Source organism: Vallitalea pronyensis (assembly GCF_018141445.1).
In the GTDB taxonomy this organism is placed as follows: Bacteria; Bacillota; Clostridia; order Lachnospirales; family Vallitaleaceae; genus Vallitalea; species Vallitalea pronyensis.
The window spans coordinates 249,526-272,693 of sequence record NZ_CP058649.1; the positions used below are offsets into that span (position 1 = coordinate 249,526).

A 23,168-nucleotide genomic window follows, 5' to 3' on the forward strand; every position below is an offset into this window, starting at 1 on the left:
GCCTGTCTATAACCTTCATTTCATGAGGTAAGAAATTATTTTATCCTATATTGTAACCATGGAAGAAAGGTATAAAAATAATCAAAAAAGACTGCCCCTGACTCGTGTATTCCGCAAGGGCAATCTTTGTTTATGGGTTTCGTATACAATTGTTACGCATCATAATTTATTGTTCTATGAATCGCTGATATTAACATGTGACATCAATCCCACTAATCCTCTTCAAACAATCCAAAATACAGAATATCATTCTCTATACAGTGGATTATTTCCTGTAGCTCTTGGTCCTCAAAATCAATGGTCCCTTCTGTCAAAGACCTATACCTTAGTTCATCAAGAAACCACTCTATCTCAATGAACTTTAAGTATAAGGGCAGCTGTTCTATGGAAGTATCCTCCAGTGGTCTGACAGAGCGATACCCTTCTACAATGGATGCGAATATGTTATCCATTAACACTTTTCGCTGCTCCAAATCTTGCTCATACATGACCCAGCCTCTAGAAGCTGACCAAGCAGATGCTATCTCATGCATATACCAACAGTAACCACAATCATCAAAATCAAAAAGGGTTATTTGTCCGTTGCTATAGTCAATGTTATAATTACCATCACCAAAGTCACCATGAATCATACCATAACTCTTCGGATTCTTCTTAAGTGCTTCCAACTGATTCATACATGTATTGATTTTTTCTCGAACGATAATCATGTCATAAGGCAAATAAGTTTCCATTAACACTTTGACGTAGTCTAGAATATGATGCCGCTTATGCCCATCGGTTAGTACATATGTCTCCGAAGCTTTATGTACTTGACCAAGAATTCGACCGCAATTATAGTGGTGTTTGCTTAGAGGCACACCTTCCATATACTTGTAACCTCGATGGCTTAATTGCTCACCAATGGCTACCCGAAAGATCACGTAACAGAACACCTGCTCCATATGTTCCACCATGGAGACAGTTTGACCGTCTTTTGAAGTATACGGTGTGGCCACGGATACACCCTTGGCATCCAAATGACGAATAAAGTTAATTTCACCCAGCAAATCGGCCATAGTTCTATCCTGCCTTGTGGTCACTCTCACATAACCTTCTGCTGTTGTACTGCGCATATGAAAAACTGTATTGACACATCCATTATGAGCTGGCATCTTATTAAGGGTTACCTTCTTAAACCCATAGCTTTCTTGGACTGCTTGTGTTAATGTTTTTTTTAATGCATCTGTATTAATGTTATCATCCCTTTCTCATGTGAACTAAGTCTCCCGATCATATCCTATTCTAAGTTTTTGATTGTTCATCCAATCACTCCTTTCACTCTTGTTAAATTATAACATATATAAAGTCATTTAACATATAAAACATCTTGTTATACGACCACTTCTGCTCGATGGCCAATCTCTATGGCATCATCTGTTACATAACAGTTATAACACAATATATGTATACCTGCATCTTTCGCCTGTTTTAGTGCGGCGCTGAACTTAGGGTCTGTTTTCACATTGGGCACGAATTTATTAATGCCAGCCATCTGTATGAGTAAAAACACATAGCCTTCATAGCCCTCTTTCATGGCATCTATCAACTCTTTTACATGCTTTGTTCCCCTCTCTGTAGGCGCATCTGGGAACATGGCTAGACCTTCTTTTTCTAACGTAACGCCTTTTACTTCCACAAATCCTTTTCTGTTTTCTCCTTCAAAATACATATCAAATCGGGAATTTTTATATTTTTGTTCCCGTTTAACAACATGTAAATGCTGAAGTTCAGGTATCTTATGGCTGATGATGGCCTCATAAACCACATCATTTGGCACCTGAGAATCAATGTTAATAAGCAGCTTATCTTTATAGGCACTAATAAGGGAATATTTCGTTTTCCGATTTGGGTTATTGCTTTTTTGAAGAAAAATTTTGGTACCTTTTATAAGAATTTCCTTACAACGTCCTGTGTTTTTTACATGTACCGTTTCAAGCTGCCCTTCTATAAGCACTTTAGCAATGAATCGATTAGGACGTTCTAAAAAAATACCTTCTACCATATCGTTATAAGTCATTTTGGTTTTCCTTCCCATGCTTGCATGATTTTTAATTGATGAAAATAGGTTTTTAAACCCACACTAATTTTATATGTCTGTACTTGTTTTAAATTAAAATACAATAAAAACCTATTCAATCATAAACATGTCTTTCTCATTATGCATATTATAACATTAAAATAACATTGTAGCCCATGGAAAAACAAAGAAAACAAAAACAATGACTAAAAGAGAGGAATGTAACCATGTTTAAACTTTGGGGAAAAGTATATAAAGAAAATCGTATGATAAAAGATACAGTCGTAAGGATGGATGAGCAAAACCTGTCTAGAGATCTGTTAACCAATACCTGCATGGATAAGCTGTGTGATATTTTTGATATCCAACATCCCATGTGGTTAAAAGACAACGATAAAGAGTATCCTGTTTATGGACGAACCACTTTTAAACAAGATCATTTTATTGAAGAAATTGATTTTGACCTTTTTGAAATTGAAATCATTGAAGATGAAGATTCAAAAAATGCATAGAAATGTGAAAAAGAGGCTGTCTTAATCCATTCAGTATGCTTATCCTAGCATATTCATCTTGGACTAGACAGCCTCATTACATATAGTGTGCCTATGAAAAGCCACAGCATTGCAGGTTATTCCAGTATAACTTCCTGATTATTGGGGTCAAATAACGTGACCTTAGCCAATGCCACATGATCACTTTTTGATGTGAGGGTTAAAGGCATTGTACCCGGTTGTATGCCATGAAAATAAATAGACGAAACTGTCCCCTCATTAAGCGCTGCCATACCACCATCACTGGTTCCTAATGTTCCAGAAATGAGTTGGCTGACAACACCTGTATCACCTGTTACATCTAGACTATACATACCCGATGTGGTCAATGTCACATCTACAGATTTTGTTTCACCATTGGTGTATGGACCTATAAGATTGCCGCTTGGCGTAGGCGATACAGTCCCATCATGCACATAGCGAGGGTTGTTAATCACGTTATCCATCCAATAGGCTTTTACATCTGGAAAAGCTTCTACTCTTGAATCCCCCCAGTGACTGGGCCAATGATGAGCAATCCAATCGGAGTTAATATAAGTTAAGGCTCTGATATCGTATTGCTCAATCACCTCAAACAATCTATCCAAGTACTCTAAAAATGCATGGCTATGACTGGATCCTACTGCACTTGCCCACTCAGGTGGTGCTTTTTGATAGGCTGCTTCTGCTATGATAATGGGTTTCTTGGCTGAAGCCCAAGTTAAACTTTGCTCCAAATTGCTATCGAGCCTTGAACCATCATAACCGATTGTTCTAACAAATTCATTGGGCTCATCTGTACCCACTGATAAATCATGATTAAAGGTAGAAAATCCAATATAATCCACGTAAGTATCGCCAGGGTATAAGGCTTTTACTTCCCCAAAACCTCTAACAGGATGGTAGACAAATTTCACATTGGATGCCCCTTGTTCATCTCTGACCATTCTAGCCATTTTATTATAGGCATCATGATAGGCTTTCACATCAATATCCGCTGGGTCAGCTAATGCTATATCATCAAATATGTTAATACCTAAAGCATTGTATTTATCCAGTACATCCGTGAATTTCTGTCCACTTGCATTAGCCATCATTAATAGATTTACTTCATACCCAATCCTGACAAAAAAAGTAATATTGGGGTACTGTTTGAATTTATTGGCTAACTTGATGATGTTGTCATCCCATTTTGTGGTATAAGCAATGTCTCTTGTGGCATGGTAGACGCAGCTTGGATTATCATCTGTTAAAGCCCCATAACCCCCTGACATGGGATTATCTTTAATACTGATGGCAATAAGGGCTGTTGCTTGAGGATAATGCTGGCTGACCCAATGCAAGTATGGGGCAGAATCATCAAAAAATTTGCCATCATCTCCTTGATTAATGGTACCTGTATAGATTTCTGCATAGTGAGAGGAGCCAGCCGGTGCCGTACCGATACCATTGATATAATCCTCATATTCCTGTTGGAACGTCTGACCGATGAGTAATAAGGTTTTTCCGCTTTCAACATGAGAAGCCGCCATAGCTGTCAAAGAAGTTGTGCACCCATTGATGATGATCATCATACTTAGAAACAAAGTCATCATGACGCGCATTTTTTTCATTTCTTATAACCTCCATAATTTTTTATAAGACAATTTTACTTAATAAGCCCTCTCCTTTTGTCCTGCTCACTGGTGAAACAGCTATCACAGACCCCTCTGGTATCTTCTCTAAATCATAATGCAATTCTTGTGTTATAGCCTGTAACCAATGATTAATGTATACATTGTAAGTAAAAGCATCCTTTACTTGTGTCCACTGTATCCTTGTTTTATCATCCTGTGTTATACCCTGTAAATGTCCTACTGCATGAAGCGCATAAGCAATTTCCATAAACCCTACTTGATGCAGTTTCACCTGACTATTCATTGCCGTGATAGCCACTTCAATCGATGCCCATTTATCATCTGTATTACTCAGTGGAATCTTGATATAGCCATTGCCTTTATGGGATATGTTATAGGTTTCATCATTAACGGTTATGATCATCATCTGGTTAGGGGAATAATCCAGCACATCCAGTAGCAGATAACCCTCTGTTTTCTTTGGCAATGTGATGCATAGCGCCATATGATCTTCAAGACTTTGCCAATAAGGTTTCCATCCATCACCATATTGCAATGTACTTTCCGACAAATGATAGTTGTAACCCGATTCCATGGTATAATGGTCTTTGTCTTTACACCAGCTCATGCCTTTCTCATCCGATTCTTTTAAACCTCTAGCACAATGGACAAATAACTTAACAGGTTGGGCATAAGCCTGTCCTCGATAGACAAAGTAATCGTCCAGATAAGCATTGTATTGGGCTACTTTTTGTTTATCTAACGTGTAGCGCCCACAAGCCCAATCTAACCAATTGGTTGCTTCCGGATAGACATGCCAATCCCAGTTAATGTATTGATACCCTTGCACGTGATGTTGTTTTATTTTTGTAAAGAAACAATCTACCCAAGTTTCAAAAGTCATGTCTTCTTCTACAATGGCGTAAGAAGCTTCTCCTATCATCACAGGCTTATCATATGCTCTGGCTTGCTCCATGAACCAATCTGCTTCAAACTTAGCCGTAACAGTGTTATAAGCAAACCAGTCTATATAGTTCCCACCATCTTGTTGCTGGCTATCTGGATCATGAGGAAACCAGTGGAATATATCTTGGTTATCACAGATATACGTATTCCATACAAAAGCGATATTGTCTGCTTGTTCCTTTCTAAAAACATCCACAATATGCCTGTAAGCCTTGATAAAAAGCCTAGGAGCATAACCATTCCACGGTCCGTCAAATTCATAGCCTATCCTTAAAAAAATCGGTAAACCTATACTTTTATAGGTTCTAACAAGTGTCGTAAGTGCTTCATCATATTGGCCCTTACCTAAGGCTTCAAGTCCTTGGTCATCATGAAGGGGTAGTGCTAATCCAATCTGAAGATAGCCCCCTGGAAATACATTGTGGGCTTCCAGAATATCGGCATTTACCTCATAATTAGCTGAAAAAATAGCATCATAAAGTGCAAAGATAACAGGCTTACGTCCATGATCGATGTGATGCAGCATCTCAACCATGGCTACCATACTCTGACCTGCTCCTGTATAACATTTTCCGTTAATGGGTTGGAACTTACCTGATTTCATTGTATTACCCTTTCTATGGAGTCTATCTGGTTGACCCGTTTTGTCATCAGCAGTTTCTGGCGATATTGAACCGGTGATATGCCCATCACTGCTTTAAAACTTCTCGTATAATTTTTAGGTGTTGTAAAGCCTACCTTCACGGCAATCTCGCCTATTTTTAAAGCTGTATCCCCCAAATAATCAACAGATCGATTCACTCTTACTTCCCGTAAATATTCCGAAAAGCTAATACCTGTCATGTCTTTAAAAGCATGGGAAAAATAGGAGTAACTTAAGGATACATAATTGGATACCACTGCAAGGGTAATATCCTTATGGTAATTTTCTTGTATAAAATGAATGGCTGCATCTATTTCTTTATCTTTATAAAGCTGTTTCAGCATAATAAGGGATTGGTTCACCCGGCTTATGTATGCTCTCAAACACTTGATATAATGCTTCACATCCTTGAAGTTGTATAAGGATTCAAGCTTTTCTAGCTGACGTGTATCTTGATCCGATGATTGAGGCAGCTGTATGGCCACTTTTTGTAACACAGCATATACGGCTTGAATGACTGCCTCTAAGTATTCTATTCGATGCTGAATGATGGTTTCTCGTAATAAAATATCCCCGATAATCTCATCTATTTCATGTATGTTTGGGGTACCGATTAATTGTTCTAATTGCCCTATACGTTTCAAAGGAACACGACCATCACTCTTTAAATGGCGAATGTCATGGCTGTCCACATACCCTTCTGTTCCAAAAAGATACCGATATTTTAAACCCTCTCTCGCCTGGCAGTAATAGGTGTACATCTCTATGGATTTTGAACACATCTGACTAATGGACATAAAATAGTCCGGTGATGTAGACAGACGATGACAGATATGCAATAAACCTTCATGGGTACTGGAAAACAAGACAACCTCATGGTTCAGTATGAAATAAAACACATCCACCTCTTTGCTTTCACATAAGTCATGGATACAGCATTCTACTTCTGCATAATCTTTCTCATGGGTATAATCCTTCCTATCCATACCAACCTCTATTAATACACCAATATAAAATGTTTTACGGTAGAACTTGAAATCCATGGCTTTCAACTTTTTTTGCATGACTTTTTTATTGTGTTGATGGGATAAGAAGAGAAGCTTTAAGGCATCTTCTTTATGTTGCTTCTGGATGGCCTTTTCTTGTTTGATTGCTGATAGCACGCCATGTATGGTGTCGTAAAACACAGGCCCTCCAATAGGCTTAACCAGATAGGCAATGGCACCGTAATTCATGCTATCCTTTGCATAATTAAAATCTTCATACATGGTTAAGACAATGAACTTGGCTTGAGGGTGCTTTTTATGGGCTTCTTGAATTAAATCAATACCATCCATAACCGGCATCTGTATATCCGTAATGACCAAATCAATGGCATGTTGATCCAATAAGGCCAAGGCTTCTTTCCCATTGGCACATTCATAGATGGCATCAAAGACCATGTCATATTGGTTTAATAGATTAATAATACCTTTCCTTATGACGCTATTATCATCAGCAATCAGCAGCTGTAACATGTTACCATCCTCCCACACTGTCTTTATAGGGTAGACTTAACGTGACTTTCGTCCCTTTACTTTTTTCGCTTTCAATTGCTATACCATAGGCTTCACCATAAACGTATTTGATTCTTTCATCCACATTTCTTAACCCAATGGCATGTTGCTCCTCTGTAGGCTTATCCCCTTTCACATCCACTATATATTGGCGAATGTTCTGTAATTCTTCTTGGTCCATCCCTTTCCCATTATCCATGATAATAATCTGTAAACAGCTTTTTTGAGGATTTGTTATCACATGTAATGCCACTTCACCATTTTTCTTGATGGATTGAATGCCGTGTTTTATGGCATTTTCAACAATGGGCTGAATGAGCATCTTGGATAGTTTAACGTCCAACAACTTGTTTTCTACCTGATACTTGAAGACGATTGTTCCATCTGAAATGAGATTAATCAAGTGAATATAGCTTTCTACCAATGTGATTTCTTCTTTTATTGTAGCCAGCTGTTTTTCCCAATTCATGGAGTAGCGCATGAGCTTCCCCAGTGATCCGGTTGCTGCAGCGATTTCTTGATTATTTTCTAAGACTGCTAAGATGCGAATGGACTCTAAAACATTATGTAGAAAATGTGAATTAATCTGTGATTGCAACGCTTTGATTTCAATGTCTTTGACGGCGACTTCTTTGGCTATTAGTTTATCAATTAAATCCCGTATTTTAACAACCATATGATTGAAGTGTTTGGCGACTTCGTCCACTTCATCACTACCCGTTACGGGAATGATCACATTCAAATCCCCTGACTCTACCCGACGAATAGAGGCCCTTAATAGTCTTATTTTATTGGTCAGAAGCAGCGTCACAATACTGGTAATGACAATTAACACACCAATAGCAATGATAACTGCCACGGTAATGCTATAACCTGTTTTATCCAATATCGTCATCATGGAGTCAATGGAGGATATTTGATAAATATAAGCATCAAGAGGTTCCATGTAGCGATAAAGCAAATAAAACGCCTCTTGATTAACCCGCAATTCAATCTTGCCATGGTCGCCTTTTGACTGAGCTGTGGATGCTTTACTAATAATGGGCATAAGGGATAGTCGCTTTTTAAAAAAGGCGTTGTTCTCATCCACAATAATGGGTTGACCATCTTTAATAAGATAATAAGATGTGGTATCACTTTGATGCCATAAGGTGCTTTCAAAAAAATCCACCAGCAGCATACTAACCTCTATAAAGCCATCAACAAGGTGGATTTTTCTATAGAGATTAATACGCCTTGTATCCTCTTTCATGAGCATGGCTGGACGCTTTTCACTGTTATCATAAGCATATGTTCGCATACCATCCAATTTGTATATTTTCTCTATGTCATGGGGATAAGGAAATTTATCCCTGTGCAGTAATAGGGGCCACATCTCATAGATATCAGGATTATTGATAAAAAAAGTAATGTTGTATATACTGGGATTGATATTAATGATATTCTGCATTTCTTGATACTCACCATATTTGAAATTCACCAATTGATGGGCATCTTCTGTCATATTGGAGGAAACAAACGTGATAAACCCATTGTTACTAAGAGCTAATTGGGCTGTTCGATCACATACCGCTACTTTTTGCAACAGTTGACCATGTATTTCTGCCATCTTTTCTGTATTGTCTTTATAGAAAGCATCCATTTGATCCTTTTCTGCTATCATGAACGTCATACGTGCATAGACAATAATCGGTATAGCAAATAGACTGATATAAATGATCATATATTTTTGGGATATACTTAATCGCTGAAAGACTCTCTTTAATCTCATGGTCATCCTACCCTCTTTACCCGAATGTCTCCGTCTATAATAAGTCGCTTTTATTTCATTATAAGCTATCTTGTTTAACAATTATGTCGATTTTTGACAGATAGACGGAGAAAATCAGGTTCCAATACCAAGTACATGTTGTCATCTACTTAGTCATCCCATAGGAATATAACCCCTTAATGGCTTTACTGGTTGAGCTTGGCTTTATTGTCATTTAACTGCATTTGTCGATAAGCCTGCACCGTTTCAAATCCTAGAGCATCTCTTTCAGCTATAAATTCTGCCCAAATGGTATCAAATTCTTCATCAGATTCTGCCATGATGAGCTCAGGTAATACCCTGCCCCATAAACGTTTGATTTTTTGAAGCATAATACCTTCATCAATATCAGCTGGTGGATCAATGGAGTCATATAAACCTTGTGTTGTATCCACTTTGTCTCTGGTCCATTCAATCATTTGTTTGATGTAATCGGGATACTCAGGACGCCATTTATTAACAATGACCGGATTTCGCATTAACCAATAGGTATCCACTGCACCAATGTCATTGGTAAATTTCGTATAGTCCTTCTGTAGTAAATCAATCATGTCAGGAAGCAGTTGGTCTCTACCATCAATGGTATCCCATGTTTCACCTTTTTTGCCTAAGAAGAAATCTTGCTGTCCCTCTTCGCTAATCAAGTACGTTAAGAAACGAATAGCTCGATCAGGGTTTTCACAATTTTTACTGATCATGGTTAACATCCATCCTGCCACACCTCCTGGGTAGAGTAGCGGTTTATCCAGATTGGCATTGGATGGTCCATCAATGGCAATATAGATACGATTAGGATCTTGGTCGTGGATAAGACCATTGGCAACTTCCAGCGATGTCCATTCACGCAGCATGGCAAAATAACCTGCATTGTTAATGGTTTCCTCAACCTGTGCAGCAGTATCAATAAACGGCTCAAGGGTAATCAGTTCTTTTTCAAAGGCCTGCCTAAAGGTTTTCATCCACCTAATGTACTCTGGATGGGTGAAGCGATCCACCAATTGACCATCTTCTTCAAAGGGTATGGCTAGGAAGTTCTGAATATAGGATTCAAAAGCATAACTTCCCATATCACCAATACCTTGAAAACAGAAAGGCAGTATGGTCAGTCCTTGATCTGCTGCATAATCTTTTGCCAGCTGCAAACCGTTCAAGAAGCCTTCTGGTGTACGCATATCTGGCTCACCGATAGCTTCGTAGATGTCTTTTCTTACAACAAATGTTTGATTGGCTTTTAGGAGAACATCATCGGTCATTTGATCTGGAGAATAAGATTCATTAGGATAACAATACAAGTTGCCATCTGGGTACGTATACCATGCTGAGCTGCCATCTGCTGTTACTTTGAAAAAGTAGGGGTCATAGGTATCGGCTAAATCATTGAGAGCATGGACCATATCACTTTCCATTAACACTTTGGCATTTTGCTCCCAGAACCCAATAGATATAATGTCCGGTAAGTTGTTGGAAGCAATGAGTGTATTCAGCATCTCATTTTCATTCCCTGATGGAATAACCAGATTAACATCCACCCCTGTTTTCTCTGTAATGTACTTGGATACAAGACTTTTCCCCCATTCACCTGTATACCAAGACGCATGCACATACCAATCAAGCGCCACAGGTGACGTATCCTGTTTCCAGCCCGGTTCATCTGGATTCACTGAATCATTCTCATCGTTGTTCTCTGAGCCATTAGACGAACCCTTATCAGCATGCTCCGACCCTGTCTCCATGTCTTTCTTTCCAGAATCCCTGGTACATGCTGATAATAAACATACCAGTACCAATAACAACATCACGATTCGTTTCATTTTAAATACCTCCATTTTTATGTTTGATTATGACTTGATGGAACCTATTAACATCCCTTTTACAAAATACTTTTGCAAGAAGGGGTACACACATATGATGGGCAGTGTAGCAATAATCATGGTTGCGTATTTGATGGATTGAGAAGTTATCTTTTTACCAAAGGCACCCATGGATTGATGCTGTAAAGCTTGAGTGGCATTTTCTGCTACGATTTTATAGAAAAAGGTTTGAATGGGTCGCAAAGCATCATCACTGACATAGACAACCCCCATAAAATAATCATTCCAATGGTACACACCTACAAAGAGTACAATGGTTGCTAGAACGGGCTTGGATAAGGGTAAAATAATACGTGTAAAGATACGAAAATCACTGGCACCATCCACCACTGCCGATTCTTCTAATGCAATGGGTAACTGCTTAAAGAAATTCATGAAGATAATCACATTAATAAAATTAAGCATGGTTGGGATAATGTAAACAATGAATTTATTATACAAGCCAAGGCTATTGATTAGTAAGAATGTTGGAATGAGTCCTCCATTAAAAAAGAGTGTGATGATACCCAACATCATGTATATTTTTTTCCCTATTAAACCCTGTTTGCACAAACCAAAGGCAACCATCGCTGAAAAGAAAATATGTAGTGTGGTAGCAATAAATGTTCTTGCAATGGTCACCAGAAAAGCCCTTGCAAGCCCTGAATTGTGAAACACCGCTATATAATTATTAATGCTGAACACCCGAGGCCACCAATATATACCGCCCTTCATGGCGTCATAGCCATCATTGATTGAATTAATAAAAACAAAGTAAAAGGGATAAATCATAATAAAGCAAATAAAACACATGATACTGATGTTAATGACATCAAAAGCTTTTATTTGCAACAGCTTTTTCTTCAATGGAATGCCTCCTATAGTATGGACTCTTTCGTTAATTTTTTTGTGACAAGGTTAGCTCCCAATACCAAGATAAGTGACGCTGCCGCTTTTAGTAAGGAGACTGCACTGGCATAGGAAAAACGTCCTGCTCCAATACCAATATTATAAATATATAAATCCACAATTTCACTGGCATCCAGATTCATGTTATTTCTTAAGACAAAAATCTGTTCAAAATTACTGCCATTTAGTAGATTACCTACCGCTAAAATAAATAGAATAGCAATTGTGGGACGAATGCTCTGAATGGTAATGTGCCACATCTTTTTAAATCGTCCAGCACCATCGATATCTGCCGCTTCATAGAGCACGGGATTGACTCCTGCAATGGCTGCAATGTAGATAATGGCATTCCAGCCTAACTCCTTCCAGACATCGGAAATAACAGCAATCCGCCAGAAATATTCAGCCTTGGCGATGTAATAGATTGGCGTATCTTGTAGACCTAACGTGATCATCACATGGTTAATGATACCTGTTTTACCCAGCCAGCTTAGGATAATACCGCCAAGAATCGGCCAGGCAATAAAATGAGGTAAATAAGAAGCTGTTTGTACAAACTTTTTGAACTTAGTCCCTTTGATCTCATTGAGAAATAAAGCAAAGATAATGGGTATTGGAAATGCAACGATGAGCTTATAAAAACCAATACCCACTGTATTCTTTAACATGGTATAAAATCGCTCATCACTCAGAAATTCTTTAAAGTATTTTAACCCAACCCAAGGTGCTTCTAAGGCAGACTTTGTGATATCGTACTCTTTAAAAGCGATAACCAGCCAAAAAATGGGTATGTAGCAAAAAACAATCAACCATATGATACCTGGTAATACCATTAGCTGTCTCTGCTTCTGTCTCTTTAACCTCTTGACCCATGTATGTTGTTTCATCATATCGTTGACCTGCACTTTCGTTGTTTTTTCTTAGCTACTTCAAGTATAAAAGTCAAGAAGTTTGAATGCAATACCAGCATTTTAGATGAGGGTACATTATTTTAGAAAATAGCACTTTATTAGGTTTAATGTTCTCATCACAACACAAGTCCCAAAATAATAGGCTACAATCTAAAATATTGGACTTTATCATTGACTGAATATATTTTAAAATGAAAGGGCAATTAAGGTTCCATTAAAAAATTCTAACAAAGGAGAATGATATTATGAAGTGTCAAAAGGGCATGCAACGACTATTTTTAAGCTTAACAATGTCCATCTTATTGCTCACAGGTACCATGACTTCCGTAATGGCAACAACCACGGCTGATTACAGTGAATCTGCGTCCAGCATTGATTCCGATACAGCTCGAATCGTTTTTGAATCTTACTGTTCTTCAACTTATGTTTACATTCATTATCAAGTGAATAATGGTAACCAGTTAAACTATTTGATGCAAGCCAATGGGGATACATGGACTTATGATGTGAACGGTTTAGTGAATGGTGATGTCATCGACTATTGGTTTACATACCAGATTGGCAGTACCCAAAAAGACACCGGTAATTTTAGTTTTACCCATGGTACAGTCTCACAGCAAGTGGCTGCACCAACCATGAGCCCATCTGGCGGGACATACAGCAACCCTCAAGATGTGACCATCAGTTGTGCTACCTCTGGTGCTGATATCCACTATACAATAGATGGTTCAACACCAACCACGTCTTCACCAATCTATACTGCACCGATTACCGTATCCACCAATAAAACCGTAAAAGCCATTGGTGTGAAATCCGGTATGACACCTTCTAACATAAGCAGTGCCACTTATTATATCGGTGGTCAAAGTACATTAGCTAAATTTGAACCTGCTGATGGCAAAACCCTTATTGTGGTTGGTCAAGACCGTGATGAAATGGATGCTTATGAAGCCTTGCCAGATATTCCCGACCCTGCTGGCTATATGATTTATACCGGTACGGTTGATGCCGCAGGCATGACATCACCATCGGACAAAGGTGCAGGCATGCAAGACCTTCAACACTGGATTAACAACAAACCACATTCCATATGTCAGATTGGTATTGATATGACCGATTATGACCAACATCAAGATGGTCAAGATGAAGAAGTAAAAGTTGCTGATGGGTTAAGAGATGCCAATATTCGAACCATGGCACAAGCCATAAAAGCCTCCAATAAACCTGTTTACGTCCGCATAGGTTATGAACCAGACGGCAATCACAATCATTACTTCGAACCTTCCGAATATGTAATGGCCTATCGACGTGTTCACAATATCTTTAGAGAAGAAGAAGTAAGTAATGTGGCCTTTGTATGGAATGTCATTGGCATTGAACCTGCATGGGGCTGGGATATTGAAGCCTGGTATCCTGGTGATGCTTACGTGGATTGGATAGGCGTTAGCTGGTTTGGATGGCCATCAGCAGGCGAAGAAGCTACAGCAGCCCAATACCGTCAAAACGCAGCCGATTTTGCTAATCAAAAGAACAAGCCCCTTATGCTTGGGGAATGCTCAGGAAGAGCTTACTACCCCATGACAAACGCTGCTAACTGGGACCAATATTTCCAAAAAGTCTTTGACTATATTGCATTAAATAATGTGAAAATGTTATCCTACATTAATCAAGATTGGAATCAACAACCCATATTTAGTGACCCAACTATTTGGGGTGATACAAGAATTCAACAACCAGGTGCCAGCTATATCTATAACAAGTGGAAAGCAGAAGTATCCAAACCCAGATACCTGAACGAATCCGCAAATCTCTATGCTGCTATTGGTTTCGACCCATCAACACCAGCAGAACCCGTTGTGCCAGAACCACAATATGATATACCAACAGTCTTTGAAGCAGAAGGATTCTATGACTACTATAATTTTGTCCAAGCACCTATTGCCGCACATTCCAATAACTTATTGCTCGCATGGGGTAACTGGGATTATGTCTACGATAACATCCCTAGAGGAAATAGCTGGGCTTCCTATAAAATAAACGCCTCCTCCACGAACAATTATAAAGTAACAATAAGACTATCCAACGGTAATGCTGCAACCACAGCAACCATTAAGTTAGATGGCAATACCGTGGCCACCATTAACATTCCTCAAACCAGCGATTGGGAAACCTTCACAACCTCCACAAGCAGTTCATTTAATATAAGTGCCGGCACCCATACCCTTACCATCGAGCAAACAGGTACAGGCTTCAATATGGATACCATAGAAGTAAGTCAATAAAACCCTAACCTATAGTATTTTAAGCAGTCACTTTAATCGTTTGTGAACACTTAAATGATCATGAGAATAAAAATAAGGAAAGACTCCTGACAAATTAAAGGAGTCTTTCCTTACGCATGCCCAACATTACTATAACCTAGTAGATGGGGGATGGATACCATAAAGTCGTGATTTTTAAAAGAGGCTTAGAAAATCTTGGTGAGTGGAAGAGGTATTTCCGTTAAAAAGCTTACTTGTCTGACCGCAGGGAGTTCGTAAGCTCTAGGAAATACCTCTTCCACGAACCTAGTTTTTCTTAGCCTCTTTTAACCTGAACGACTTTATGGTGTCCATCCCCCATCTACGGCCGTCTTGCACTCTCCTCATCAAATTACGCTATTTCCCTCTACATCTTAAACCGATAACCTACCCCCCATATCGTCTCAATATATTGAGGATTCGACGAATCTTTTTCAATCTTCTCTCGAATCTTACCAATATGAACCGTTACCGTTGCAATGTCCCCATTATGATCCATCCCCCACACTCTGTCAAAAAGCGTTTCTTTACTAAATACTTTATCAGGGTTACTGGCCAAGAACAATAATAAATCATATTCTTTCGTCGTTAAAACAATCTCTTCACCTTTAACAGTAGCACGTCTCGCATCCATATTAATGACTAATCCTCTAATAGACAGCTCGCTCATTACCTTCTCGCCACCAACCAGTCTTTCATATCTTGCAATATGGGCTTTTACTCTGGCAACCAACTCATTAGGGCTAAAAGGCTTCGTCATATAATCATCAGCACCTAATCCTAGACCTCTAATTTTATCAATATCTTTCTGTCTTGCAGACACCATCAATATAGGCACATTACTTTTCATTCTAATTTTCTTGCATATTTCAAAACCGTCCATATCTGGCAGCATAAGGTCAAGAATAATCAGATGATAGGTATTTGTCAGGGCATTATGAAGCCCTTTTATCCCAGAATGCTCTAGCTCAACTTCAAAATCATTAATTTCTAAATAATCCTTTTCCAGTTCTGCAATGCTGACTTCATCTTCTATAATTAACACTTTTTTGTTCATGGTTTATTCCCCATTCATGACTTTTTTTAACGTGAAGCATATGGTGGTTCCTTCACCTTGCTGGCTCCTTGCCCAGATGGTTCCTCCATGGGCTTCTATAATTTGTTTAGCAATGGATAGACCAAGACCTGTCCCTCCAGCTTTTGTATTACGTGATTCATCAACTCGATAAAATTTATTAAAGATAAAAGGTAGTTGTTCCTTTTTAATACCAACACCGTTATCCATTATACTTATACTCACTGTATCTTGTCTTTCTGTAAGAGAGATGGTCAATATCTTGTCATCTTTTTCCATATATTTAATGGCATTCTGTACAATATTAAAAATAACACGTCGAATTTTCTGAGAATCGATGATGACCAGCGTATCTTCCTCCACCTGATTCTGCATCTTAATTTTAATATCACCATGGCCTTGTTCTAGTTTTAATTCATCCATACAATCTTCTATAAATCTTGACACTTGAATATCTTCCATATCAAAAGGCAAACGATTCAAATCTAATTTACTAAAGAGAAATAAATCATCAATCAAACGGTCCATATGTTCGGATTTATTATAAATGACATGTAGGTATTTTTCTAATTTTTCTGGACTGTTTGCCACACCATCCATAATACCTTCTACATAACCCTTGATGGATGTAATGGGTGTCTTCAGGTCATGTGAAATACTTGAAATCAATTCTTTTCGATTTTCCTCATATTCAATTTGCTGTTCCAGTGATTTTTTAAGTTCATACCGCATGCGATCAAAGGAATTAATCACCCTGCCAATTTCATTCTTCGATTGGGCTTCTAATTTAAAATCCAGATTCCCTTTTTGAATGTTATGGGTACCTTCTTCTAGTTTTTTAAGCGGCTGAATAATATCTCTGGATAGGATATATGTCAGCGGTAAAATGACAATAAGTAGAATGATAATGAGCACAAACAAAAATCCTCGAACAAACGTGGTATGGGTATCCCTAAACAGGGTCACATCCACAATAAAATAATAGGTAATCCTATCCCCTTGATAAGTAAAATCATGTTCCATATAGAAATAGGTGGCTTCTTGGTGTGTAATTATTCTTTCTCCACGGGTGTGATAATAAGGGTTTTTCATTAACAGTTTCTGAAAAAAGTCTTGGGATACATCCAGTTGCCCTACATTTATAAAATCATCTTTATACTTAACAATCAGTGTACTGGAAAATTCAGATATTCTCTTTTCCACTTCTTCCATATAGCTCTTATCTAGTAATAATGCTGGCTCTATCTGTTCGGTGCTTTTCAGGTCTGCTAATAGATCCACCACTTCATAAACCACTTCATCTAGCTGTTTATCTTTCATAACAATACTGGTCATGTTTGAAAAAAAGCTCCCAATCATACCAAAGCCTGATGTCACTAAAATAAAGCCTGATAGTGTAATCATAATCATGTAAGCAATAATTAATTTTATACGTATAGACATGACTAAACTTCCTTCTTTTGAAATTTAAAGATACCAATTATAATTAGTATTATATAATAAGAAATCATATTTACCAATAAGGACATGTGATTTTGTGTAAATATTTTATCAAAAGAACCGATAACCGTTGTTGGTAAAAGGCCATCCCATGTACCTATAAAAAGACCAAATATGTTCATAACAATAAATAAAATTGTACTGACTACAAGTGTCATGCTGCTTGATTTCATCCACAACGCAAGATAACCCACACATGCAATCACTAAACCAAGTGCCGCTATAGCCTTTAGATAGGTTGTTAAAATCATTCCCAGACTGAATAAAATATCGAGCCCTGTTGTGACGATACCCACCATCAATGTCATAACAAATATAACACCGACAATCATAGCTACATAAGATAAACTGGCAATGATTTTGCTTACATACATGGTTTGGCGGGTTACTGGCAATGCATATACATTGGCCATTGTTCCAACCTGAGATTCCCCAGCAATGCTATCTGCTATGACCATTGCGGCGAAAAAAGGCAGTATAAAACCCATTAATGATTCAAGGATCCACACAGAAAAGTTACTTCCACTGATGGTTGTGAGGTTCAGATTGTTTTCCACATAAAAATACAAGCCTCCAGCACCAAGCAACATCATACCTACAAGGATAATTAATACTTTCGATTTTCTTTTTTCAATAATCTTATCAAATTCAGATTGGGATAATGTTAATAATTGTTTCATGCATACACCACCTTTTTTTGCACTTGATCCAGATAATAAGCTTCTAGACTGCTGTACGTCCTTAATATATGATTAACTGATTCTGTTACTAGCCATCGATTATCGTGAATAATACATACTTTTGTAGCCATATCCTCAATATCATGAATTAAGTGGCTAGATATTAAGACACCTACTTGTTCGTCATGACATAATTGTTTAATCCGATTTTTTATTGCAGCTTTTCCTTCGATATCTAATCCAGAAAAGGGTTCATCCAATATTAATAATTTAGGCTTATGCACAATGGCTTGTGCAAACGCTAATCTTTGTTTCATGCCTGTTGAATAATGTTTTATCCGCTCGTGTTTATAAGGGGTTAATAAAACAGCCTCTAAAGCTTGGTCAATAAGATGGTCATCCACCTGATCATACAGTCGACTATGTATCTTCATGTGCTTATAGCCCGTTAAAAAATCATAGGGCATGGGTTTACCCACCATGATACCTGTTTCTTTTCGTGCTTTCTCTATTTCGTTCATTGTATAATTTTGCATGATGACAAGACCGTCTGTTATGTTCACAAAACCTAACATGCTTTTTATGGCCGTTGTCTTTCCTGCACCATTAGGTCCAAGAAGAGCAACGATTTCTCCAGGTTCAATGATAAGATCAAGGTTTTTAATGCCTCGATTGTTTTTATATATTTTAGATAAATTTTTTACTGTTAATAAAGACATCTGGGTAGCCTCCTCCTATAGATAGAAAAAGTTTGGTCTTATCAACCAAACTATTTCTATCACATTTGAATCATGTTACGTATAAAGCCTTGCTGCTTTGATTTAGTCGTTGTATTCTTCGCACATGTCCATGAATTTTTTCACATCAACAAAGGTCACTTCTTTATCCGATACATCAATTGTATCCACGGTGGTTTGCTGAATGTCTTCAATACTCACGATACCCTTCACCATGATTTCATGATGGGTACCTTCTGCATCTTTTCCTTCAAATGTAAATACAAATGCATTACCAATAATTTGGTCGTTAGGATTAACCGTTAGATCCACATTGACCTCTAATAATTTTATATCATCTTTTAATTTAGGCATTATTTTGTGCACTTCATCCATACCTTCTAATAGTGGGATGTTGTTAAGTGCCATAGGGAATTTATCCATTTTGTGCTCTTCTGGCTCATGCATGGATGCAGCTGCTGAAAGAAGTAAATTAACGGATACAGGAATATCTTCTTCTTTCATATTAAACGATATAACCTTGTTGCCACCTTGACTTGACTTGATGCTAAAATTATCTTTTAAGTCACCAACGATAAAGTCAAAAAATGCTTCTTGCTGAGGTGTCATTTCTTTATCATGATCTTCAAAGCGTTTATGATATTTTCGACCTCTAAAGCAACCCTTTTTTACTGGCTTTTCTATTTGATAATAAAGGTCATTGATTTTGTCTACTAGAATATGCGTATCGCCATTCTTATACATTTCAATGGATTTTGTTAGGTCATTCATGGAAAATTTGAATGCGCCACTCATATCCTTACTTTCAGGGTCTACTTTTGCTACACCTTCCATCATAGCAATACTTTGACCATTATCGATAATCTCTGCATTCATGGATACCGTTTTGTTGTCCATCATCTCCATGGAGAAAAGCGTATCTTTTAAGGTCTCGTAACCATTCTCTTGAACGGAAGAAGATGCGAATACGGTAACAGTCAATACGGTTATGGCTGCGATTAATGTCATCATTAGTGTGATTTTTTTCTTTTTCATTAAATCTCTCCTCATTTTTTATTTGCTAGAAGCACACAGATATTTACTTGTGCTTTATGAAGCATATTATTAGTATACCCACAACGTATAAAACCCATCTTAAACAATTATAAAATTTATATAAACTTTTATAAATATTTCCTGTGACATCTATTAATATATTTTTGATAGTCTTATAACACTCAGCATTCAAAGGCATCATCATTTTTTAAGGTTTCACTTCCTTATATTGCTTCGTCTGTTAGAACTTTATACGTCAATGAACATAAAAAAACTGCTCAAAAAATTGAGTCAGTATTTTTAAATCGTTTATGAAAAATTTTCAACGGCTTTAACCAACGTATTGGATTGTATTTGTAAATCAGAAGAAGCATCCTTTAGCTCTTCAATCACGGCAAATTGATGTTGTGCAGAAGCCATGATGGCTGTGGTTTTATTAACCGTTTCACCAAAATTAGTGGATAAGTCCAACGTAAATGTATGGATGGCTTCATTTTTTGTTTTGACTTCGTGAATGGAATCAATAATATTACTGGTCTTTGTCAGGATTGTTTTACTATTATTGGTGATATTTGCAAATGAGTTTTCAGCACCTATTACCGCTGTGTTTTGACTTTCAATGATACTTTGATTTGTGGCGATATATTTTTTTAAGTCTTTTGATTTGGATTTTAGTGCTATTGTAATTTCGTTGATATGACTGGATTCATGATGAATATCTCCAGCCAAATCCTTGACTTCATTGGCTACAATACCAAAACTTCTACCATATTCACCTGCTCTTGCTGCTTCAATGGTTGCATTAAGCGCTAAGAGGTCCGTTTGTTTGGATATGGTTGTGATGGTATTACTGATTCTCTCTATTTCCGTTATGGCCTCTATTAAGGTATTCATTTCTTCTAGAAGTTCCTTGGATATTTTACTGCTTTCCTTTGAGTTGTCTCGAAGTGTTTGCACGGACTGCTTCCCTGTTTCTGTTATGGACTTGGATGTTTCAAAGGACGCTTTAATGTCTCGTGTTGAATCTGTTATGTTACCCATTTCTTTCATTAAGCTATTTAGTAAATCTAAACCAACTTGTATGTTATCTTGTTGGGATAAGGCATCATGGCCAATGGATTCAAGGGATTCATTGGTGGTTCTTGTATAATCATAGGCTTCTTCTGTATCTTGCAGGAGTGTGGCAGAAGATTCATTTAATGTTTTTGATGCTAATGTGATACTCTCTATCATTTCCTTTAAATACATGATCATCTTGGTGAAATGATTGTTGAGCATGGTGATTTCACGATTGGTATGAAATTTGGCTTTGTGATTAAATTTACCGTGCATCACATCTTGCATCTGTTTAGCCAAATAGCTTATGGGTCTCGTTATTAAACGGGCATATATCAGTGAAATACCAATGATAAATACAAGTAGAAGTAACGTCATACCTTTTAGATTATTATTGATTTGGGTGATGGTTGTTAAAGCCACGGACTGTTTGATTAGCGCTACTGTGGACCAGTTTAAACCATCGATTTTTTTACTTTTTCCATAATATACGATACCATTGTCTTCATAGGTCATCACTTCATCATGTGGGTGCTCCTTATAGCTATCCCAACGCTTTGATAGCTGTTCTTCATTAAAATGATATAAATAATACCCTCTGTTATCCAATAATAAACATGTTCCTTGATCGTTATTGACTTTCTGAAGCACCTTGGTTAACACTTCTAAATCAAAGAAAATCACAATGACACCTAAGGTATCTTCATGGTCAGCTATCTTCATGGAAATGGGTATCACTTGTCTCCGGGTAGCTGATGATATAATGGATTTCCCTATAAAGTAATCCCCTTTTAATTCTTTATAATAGTCTTTACTGGCTATGGATAGAAGATGAAACCCTTCGTCTTCTCTGGCTATATTGCTAATCATATTCCCCTGCCCATCGGCAATTAAAATACGTTCATAGAGTTCTTCAGATTCTGAAACAAGGTTTTCAAAAACCTTTGTAATGCTCTCGAATTCGGGGGAGTATTTTTGTATGCGTCCTGACTCAATATCGCCTAATATTTTATCTAGCCTAGTCTGTGTTTTGATAACTTTAATTAACTCAATGGAATGATTGATGGTTGTCTTTAATGAGTCTTCAATGTATGTAACATCTTGATTAAGTTTATTTTCTGTTTCAGCGAATACTTGTTTTTTAATGGAGTTATTGACAAATACACTCACGATAATTAATGGAATTAATGCAATGACAATCATAATACTCATTATTTGGTTACTCATCCACATATCTCTAAAATGAAATTTCTTAATCTTTAGCTTCATGTTTGCTCCTTTTAGAAAAATATTTTATCTTAAAATGTACATAGAAATTATACTGTTTTTCTATGTGAGCCATGTTAGATTCATGTTAAATACTTGTAAAGATTACCATTTTAAGGTAGTTTTATACGCATTTGCTCACCCATTACTATAAAACCCTTTTTTGTAAGGGAACAATAATCTTCAAACAAAAAGATTCATAAAACAGTTGAAGCTTAGTGTCGATGCCTATATAATGATTACATATACTTTGTTATGACATTGTCATGACATCATAGAGAGGACGTTACCATGTTTAGACTATGGGGAAAACTATATAAACATAATAAAATTATAAGGGACACCGTTATTAATATGGACGAGTCAAACCAAACCAAAGATCAATTAACAGAAATCTGTTTAGATAAAATATGTGAAACCTTTGATCTCCAGCACCCTATGTGGTTAAATGATAACCATAAGGACTATCCTGCCTATGGACGTACAGCCTTCAAACAGGATCATTTTATTGAACAAATAGATTTTGATTATTTGGAGATTGAGATAATCGAAGATGAGAAGAAGAAGCGTAGACGGGCTTAATGCATCGTCCAAATAACACCTCAAAAAAGACAAAAAAATAATCACACCTACCCACCAGTAGGTTTGTGATTATTTTTATATAACCTA

The 23,168-nt window shown here is 37.3% G+C and carries 18 protein-coding genes; 3 read left to right on the forward strand and 15 right to left on the reverse strand.

Annotated features, from left to right (window positions below):
- Nucleotides 1–212: 212 nt before the first annotated feature.
- Both HZI73_RS01035 and sfsA read right to left on the reverse strand, forming a co-directional pair.
- On the reverse strand, nucleotides 213–1,154 hold the full coding sequence (locus HZI73_RS01035; protein WP_212696423.1) for a phosphotransferase enzyme family protein: 942 nt from the start codon (nucleotides 1,152–1,154) through the stop codon (nucleotides 213–215).
- 218 nt (nucleotides 1,155–1,372) lie between these two features.
- On the reverse strand, nucleotides 1,373–2,059 hold the full coding sequence (gene sfsA, locus HZI73_RS01040) for a DNA/RNA nuclease SfsA (protein WP_212696424.1): 687 nt from the start codon (nucleotides 2,057–2,059) through the stop codon (nucleotides 1,373–1,375).
- A 227-nt stretch (nucleotides 2,060–2,286) separates the two neighbouring features.
- Between sfsA and HZI73_RS01045 the strand changes: the two genes are divergently transcribed.
- Nucleotides 2,287–2,571: a hypothetical protein gene (locus HZI73_RS01045; RefSeq protein ID WP_212696425.1), complete on the forward strand. Its 285-nt coding sequence runs from the start codon at nucleotides 2,287–2,289 to the stop codon at nucleotides 2,569–2,571.
- A 116-nt stretch (nucleotides 2,572–2,687) separates the two neighbouring features.
- Here the strand turns inward: HZI73_RS01045 and HZI73_RS01050 are convergent, their stop codons facing one another.
- From HZI73_RS01050 to HZI73_RS01080, 7 genes are all read right to left on the reverse strand, one after another.
- Nucleotides 2,688–4,202: a glycosyl hydrolase gene (locus HZI73_RS01050; RefSeq protein ID WP_212696426.1), complete on the reverse strand. Its 1,515-nt coding sequence runs from the start codon at nucleotides 4,200–4,202 to the stop codon at nucleotides 2,688–2,690.
- Between the two features lie 22 nt (nucleotides 4,203–4,224).
- Entirely contained in the window at nucleotides 4,225–5,775 is a 1,551-nt protein-coding gene (locus HZI73_RS01055; protein ID WP_212696427.1) for a hypothetical protein, read from the reverse strand.
- Nucleotides 5,772–7,331: a response regulator transcription factor gene (locus HZI73_RS01060; RefSeq protein ID WP_212696428.1), complete on the reverse strand. Its 1,560-nt coding sequence runs from the start codon at nucleotides 7,329–7,331 to the stop codon at nucleotides 5,772–5,774. Before HZI73_RS01060 ends, HZI73_RS01055 begins: the two co-directional genes overlap by 4 nt.
- Before the next feature lies 1 nt (nucleotide 7,332).
- Nucleotides 7,333–9,141 (reverse strand): sensor histidine kinase, encoded by a 1,809-nt coding sequence (locus HZI73_RS01065; protein ID WP_212696429.1) that lies wholly within the window; start codon nucleotides 9,139–9,141, stop codon nucleotides 7,333–7,335.
- A 185-nt stretch (nucleotides 9,142–9,326) separates the two neighbouring features.
- Nucleotides 9,327–10,991: an extracellular solute-binding protein gene (locus HZI73_RS01070; protein ID WP_212696430.1), complete on the reverse strand. Its 1,665-nt coding sequence runs from the start codon at nucleotides 10,989–10,991 to the stop codon at nucleotides 9,327–9,329.
- A 27-nt stretch (nucleotides 10,992–11,018) separates the two neighbouring features.
- Nucleotides 11,019–11,897, reverse strand: coding sequence for a carbohydrate ABC transporter permease (locus tag HZI73_RS01075; protein ID WP_246552314.1), 879 nt, complete (start codon nucleotides 11,895–11,897; stop codon nucleotides 11,019–11,021).
- Nucleotides 11,898–11,908: 11 nt separating this feature from the next.
- The gene (locus HZI73_RS01080) at nucleotides 11,909–12,829 is read right to left on the reverse strand and encodes an ABC transporter permease (RefSeq protein ID WP_212696431.1); all 921 of its coding nucleotides are present in this window, start codon (nucleotides 12,827–12,829) and stop codon (nucleotides 11,909–11,911) included.
- Nucleotides 12,830–13,095: 266 nt separating this feature from the next.
- On the opposite strand from HZI73_RS01080, the gene HZI73_RS01085 reads away from it, so the two are divergent.
- Nucleotides 13,096–15,132 (forward strand): chitobiase/beta-hexosaminidase C-terminal domain-containing protein, encoded by a 2,037-nt coding sequence (locus HZI73_RS01085; RefSeq protein ID WP_212696432.1) that lies wholly within the window; start codon nucleotides 13,096–13,098, stop codon nucleotides 15,130–15,132.
- Nucleotides 15,133–15,517: 385 nt separating this feature from the next.
- Here the strand turns inward: HZI73_RS01085 and HZI73_RS01090 are convergent, their stop codons facing one another.
- The 6 genes from HZI73_RS01090 to HZI73_RS01115 all read right to left on the reverse strand — a co-directional run bounded on the left by HZI73_RS01090 (nucleotide 15,518) and on the right by HZI73_RS01115 (nucleotide 22,502).
- On the reverse strand, nucleotides 15,518–16,207 hold the full coding sequence (locus HZI73_RS01090) for a response regulator transcription factor (protein WP_212696433.1): 690 nt from the start codon (nucleotides 16,205–16,207) through the stop codon (nucleotides 15,518–15,520).
- Between the two features lie 3 nt (nucleotides 16,208–16,210).
- On the reverse strand, nucleotides 16,211–17,668 hold the full coding sequence (locus HZI73_RS01095) for a sensor histidine kinase (protein ID WP_212696434.1): 1,458 nt from the start codon (nucleotides 17,666–17,668) through the stop codon (nucleotides 16,211–16,213).
- A 2-nt stretch (nucleotides 17,669–17,670) separates the two neighbouring features.
- On the reverse strand, nucleotides 17,671–18,405 hold the full coding sequence (locus HZI73_RS01100; protein ID WP_212696435.1) for an ABC transporter permease: 735 nt from the start codon (nucleotides 18,403–18,405) through the stop codon (nucleotides 17,671–17,673).
- The gene (locus tag HZI73_RS01105; RefSeq protein WP_212696436.1) at nucleotides 18,402–19,124 is read right to left on the reverse strand and encodes an ABC transporter ATP-binding protein; all 723 of its coding nucleotides are present in this window, start codon (nucleotides 19,122–19,124) and stop codon (nucleotides 18,402–18,404) included. The genes HZI73_RS01100 and HZI73_RS01105 overlap by 4 nt, the downstream gene beginning before the upstream one ends.
- 102 nt (nucleotides 19,125–19,226) lie before the next feature.
- The gene (locus HZI73_RS01110; protein WP_212696437.1) at nucleotides 19,227–20,177 is read right to left on the reverse strand and encodes a hypothetical protein; all 951 of its coding nucleotides are present in this window, start codon (nucleotides 20,175–20,177) and stop codon (nucleotides 19,227–19,229) included.
- Between the two features lie 309 nt (nucleotides 20,178–20,486).
- Nucleotides 20,487–22,502 carry a methyl-accepting chemotaxis protein gene (locus tag HZI73_RS01115; RefSeq protein ID WP_212696438.1) on the reverse strand — a complete coding sequence of 672 codons (2,016 nt, stop codon included), beginning with the start codon at nucleotides 22,500–22,502 and terminating at the stop codon, nucleotides 20,487–20,489.
- 288 nt (nucleotides 22,503–22,790) lie between these two features.
- On the opposite strand from HZI73_RS01115, the gene HZI73_RS01120 reads away from it, so the two are divergent.
- Nucleotides 22,791–23,081 carry a hypothetical protein gene (locus HZI73_RS01120; protein ID WP_212696439.1) on the forward strand — a complete coding sequence of 97 codons (291 nt, stop codon included), beginning with the start codon at nucleotides 22,791–22,793 and terminating at the stop codon, nucleotides 23,079–23,081.
- The last annotated feature ends 87 nt before the right edge of the window (nucleotides 23,082–23,168 follow it).

Coding starts and splice junctions, on each gene's coding strand:
- HZI73_RS01035 (WP_212696423.1), bottom strand. CDS start 1,154: ATGCCAGCTCATAATGGATGTGTCAATACAGTTTTTCATATGCGCAGT.
- sfsA (WP_212696424.1), bottom strand. CDS start 2,059: ATGACTTATAACGATATGGTAGAAGGTATTTTTTTAGAACGTCCTAAT.
- HZI73_RS01045 (WP_212696425.1), top strand. CDS start 2,287: ATGTTTAAACTTTGGGGAAAAGTATATAAAGAAAATCGTATGATAAAA.
- HZI73_RS01050 (WP_212696426.1), bottom strand. CDS start 4,202: ATGAAAAAAATGCGCGTCATGATGACTTTGTTTCTAAGTATGATGATC.
- HZI73_RS01055 (WP_212696427.1), bottom strand. CDS start 5,775: ATGAAATCAGGTAAGTTCCAACCCATTAACGGAAAATGTTATACAGGA.
- HZI73_RS01060 (WP_212696428.1), bottom strand. CDS start 7,331: ATGTTACAGCTGCTGATTGCTGATGATAATAGCGTCATAAGGAAAGGT.
- HZI73_RS01065 (WP_212696429.1), bottom strand. CDS start 9,141: ATGAGATTAAAGAGAGTCTTTCAGCGATTAAGTATATCCCAAAAATAT.
- HZI73_RS01070 (WP_212696430.1), bottom strand. CDS start 10,991: ATGAAACGAATCGTGATGTTGTTATTGGTACTGGTATGTTTATTATCA.
- HZI73_RS01080 (WP_212696431.1), bottom strand. CDS start 12,829: ATGATGAAACAACATACATGGGTCAAGAGGTTAAAGAGACAGAAGCAG.
- HZI73_RS01085 (WP_212696432.1), top strand. CDS start 13,096: ATGAAGTGTCAAAAGGGCATGCAACGACTATTTTTAAGCTTAACAATG.
- HZI73_RS01090 (WP_212696433.1), bottom strand. CDS start 16,207: ATGAACAAAAAAGTGTTAATTATAGAAGATGAAGTCAGCATTGCAGAA.
- HZI73_RS01095 (WP_212696434.1), bottom strand. CDS start 17,668: ATGTCTATACGTATAAAATTAATTATTGCTTACATGATTATGATTACA.
- HZI73_RS01100 (WP_212696435.1), bottom strand. CDS start 18,405: ATGAAACAATTATTAACATTATCCCAATCTGAATTTGATAAGATTATT.
- HZI73_RS01105 (WP_212696436.1), bottom strand. CDS start 19,124: ATGTCTTTATTAACAGTAAAAAATTTATCTAAAATATATAAAAACAAT.
- HZI73_RS01110 (WP_212696437.1), bottom strand. CDS start 20,177: ATGAAAAAGAAAAAAATCACACTAATGATGACATTAATCGCAGCCATA.
- HZI73_RS01115 (WP_212696438.1), bottom strand. CDS start 22,502: ATGAAGCTAAAGATTAAGAAATTTCATTTTAGAGATATGTGGATGAGT.
- HZI73_RS01120 (WP_212696439.1), top strand. CDS start 22,791: ATGTTTAGACTATGGGGAAAACTATATAAACATAATAAAATTATAAGG.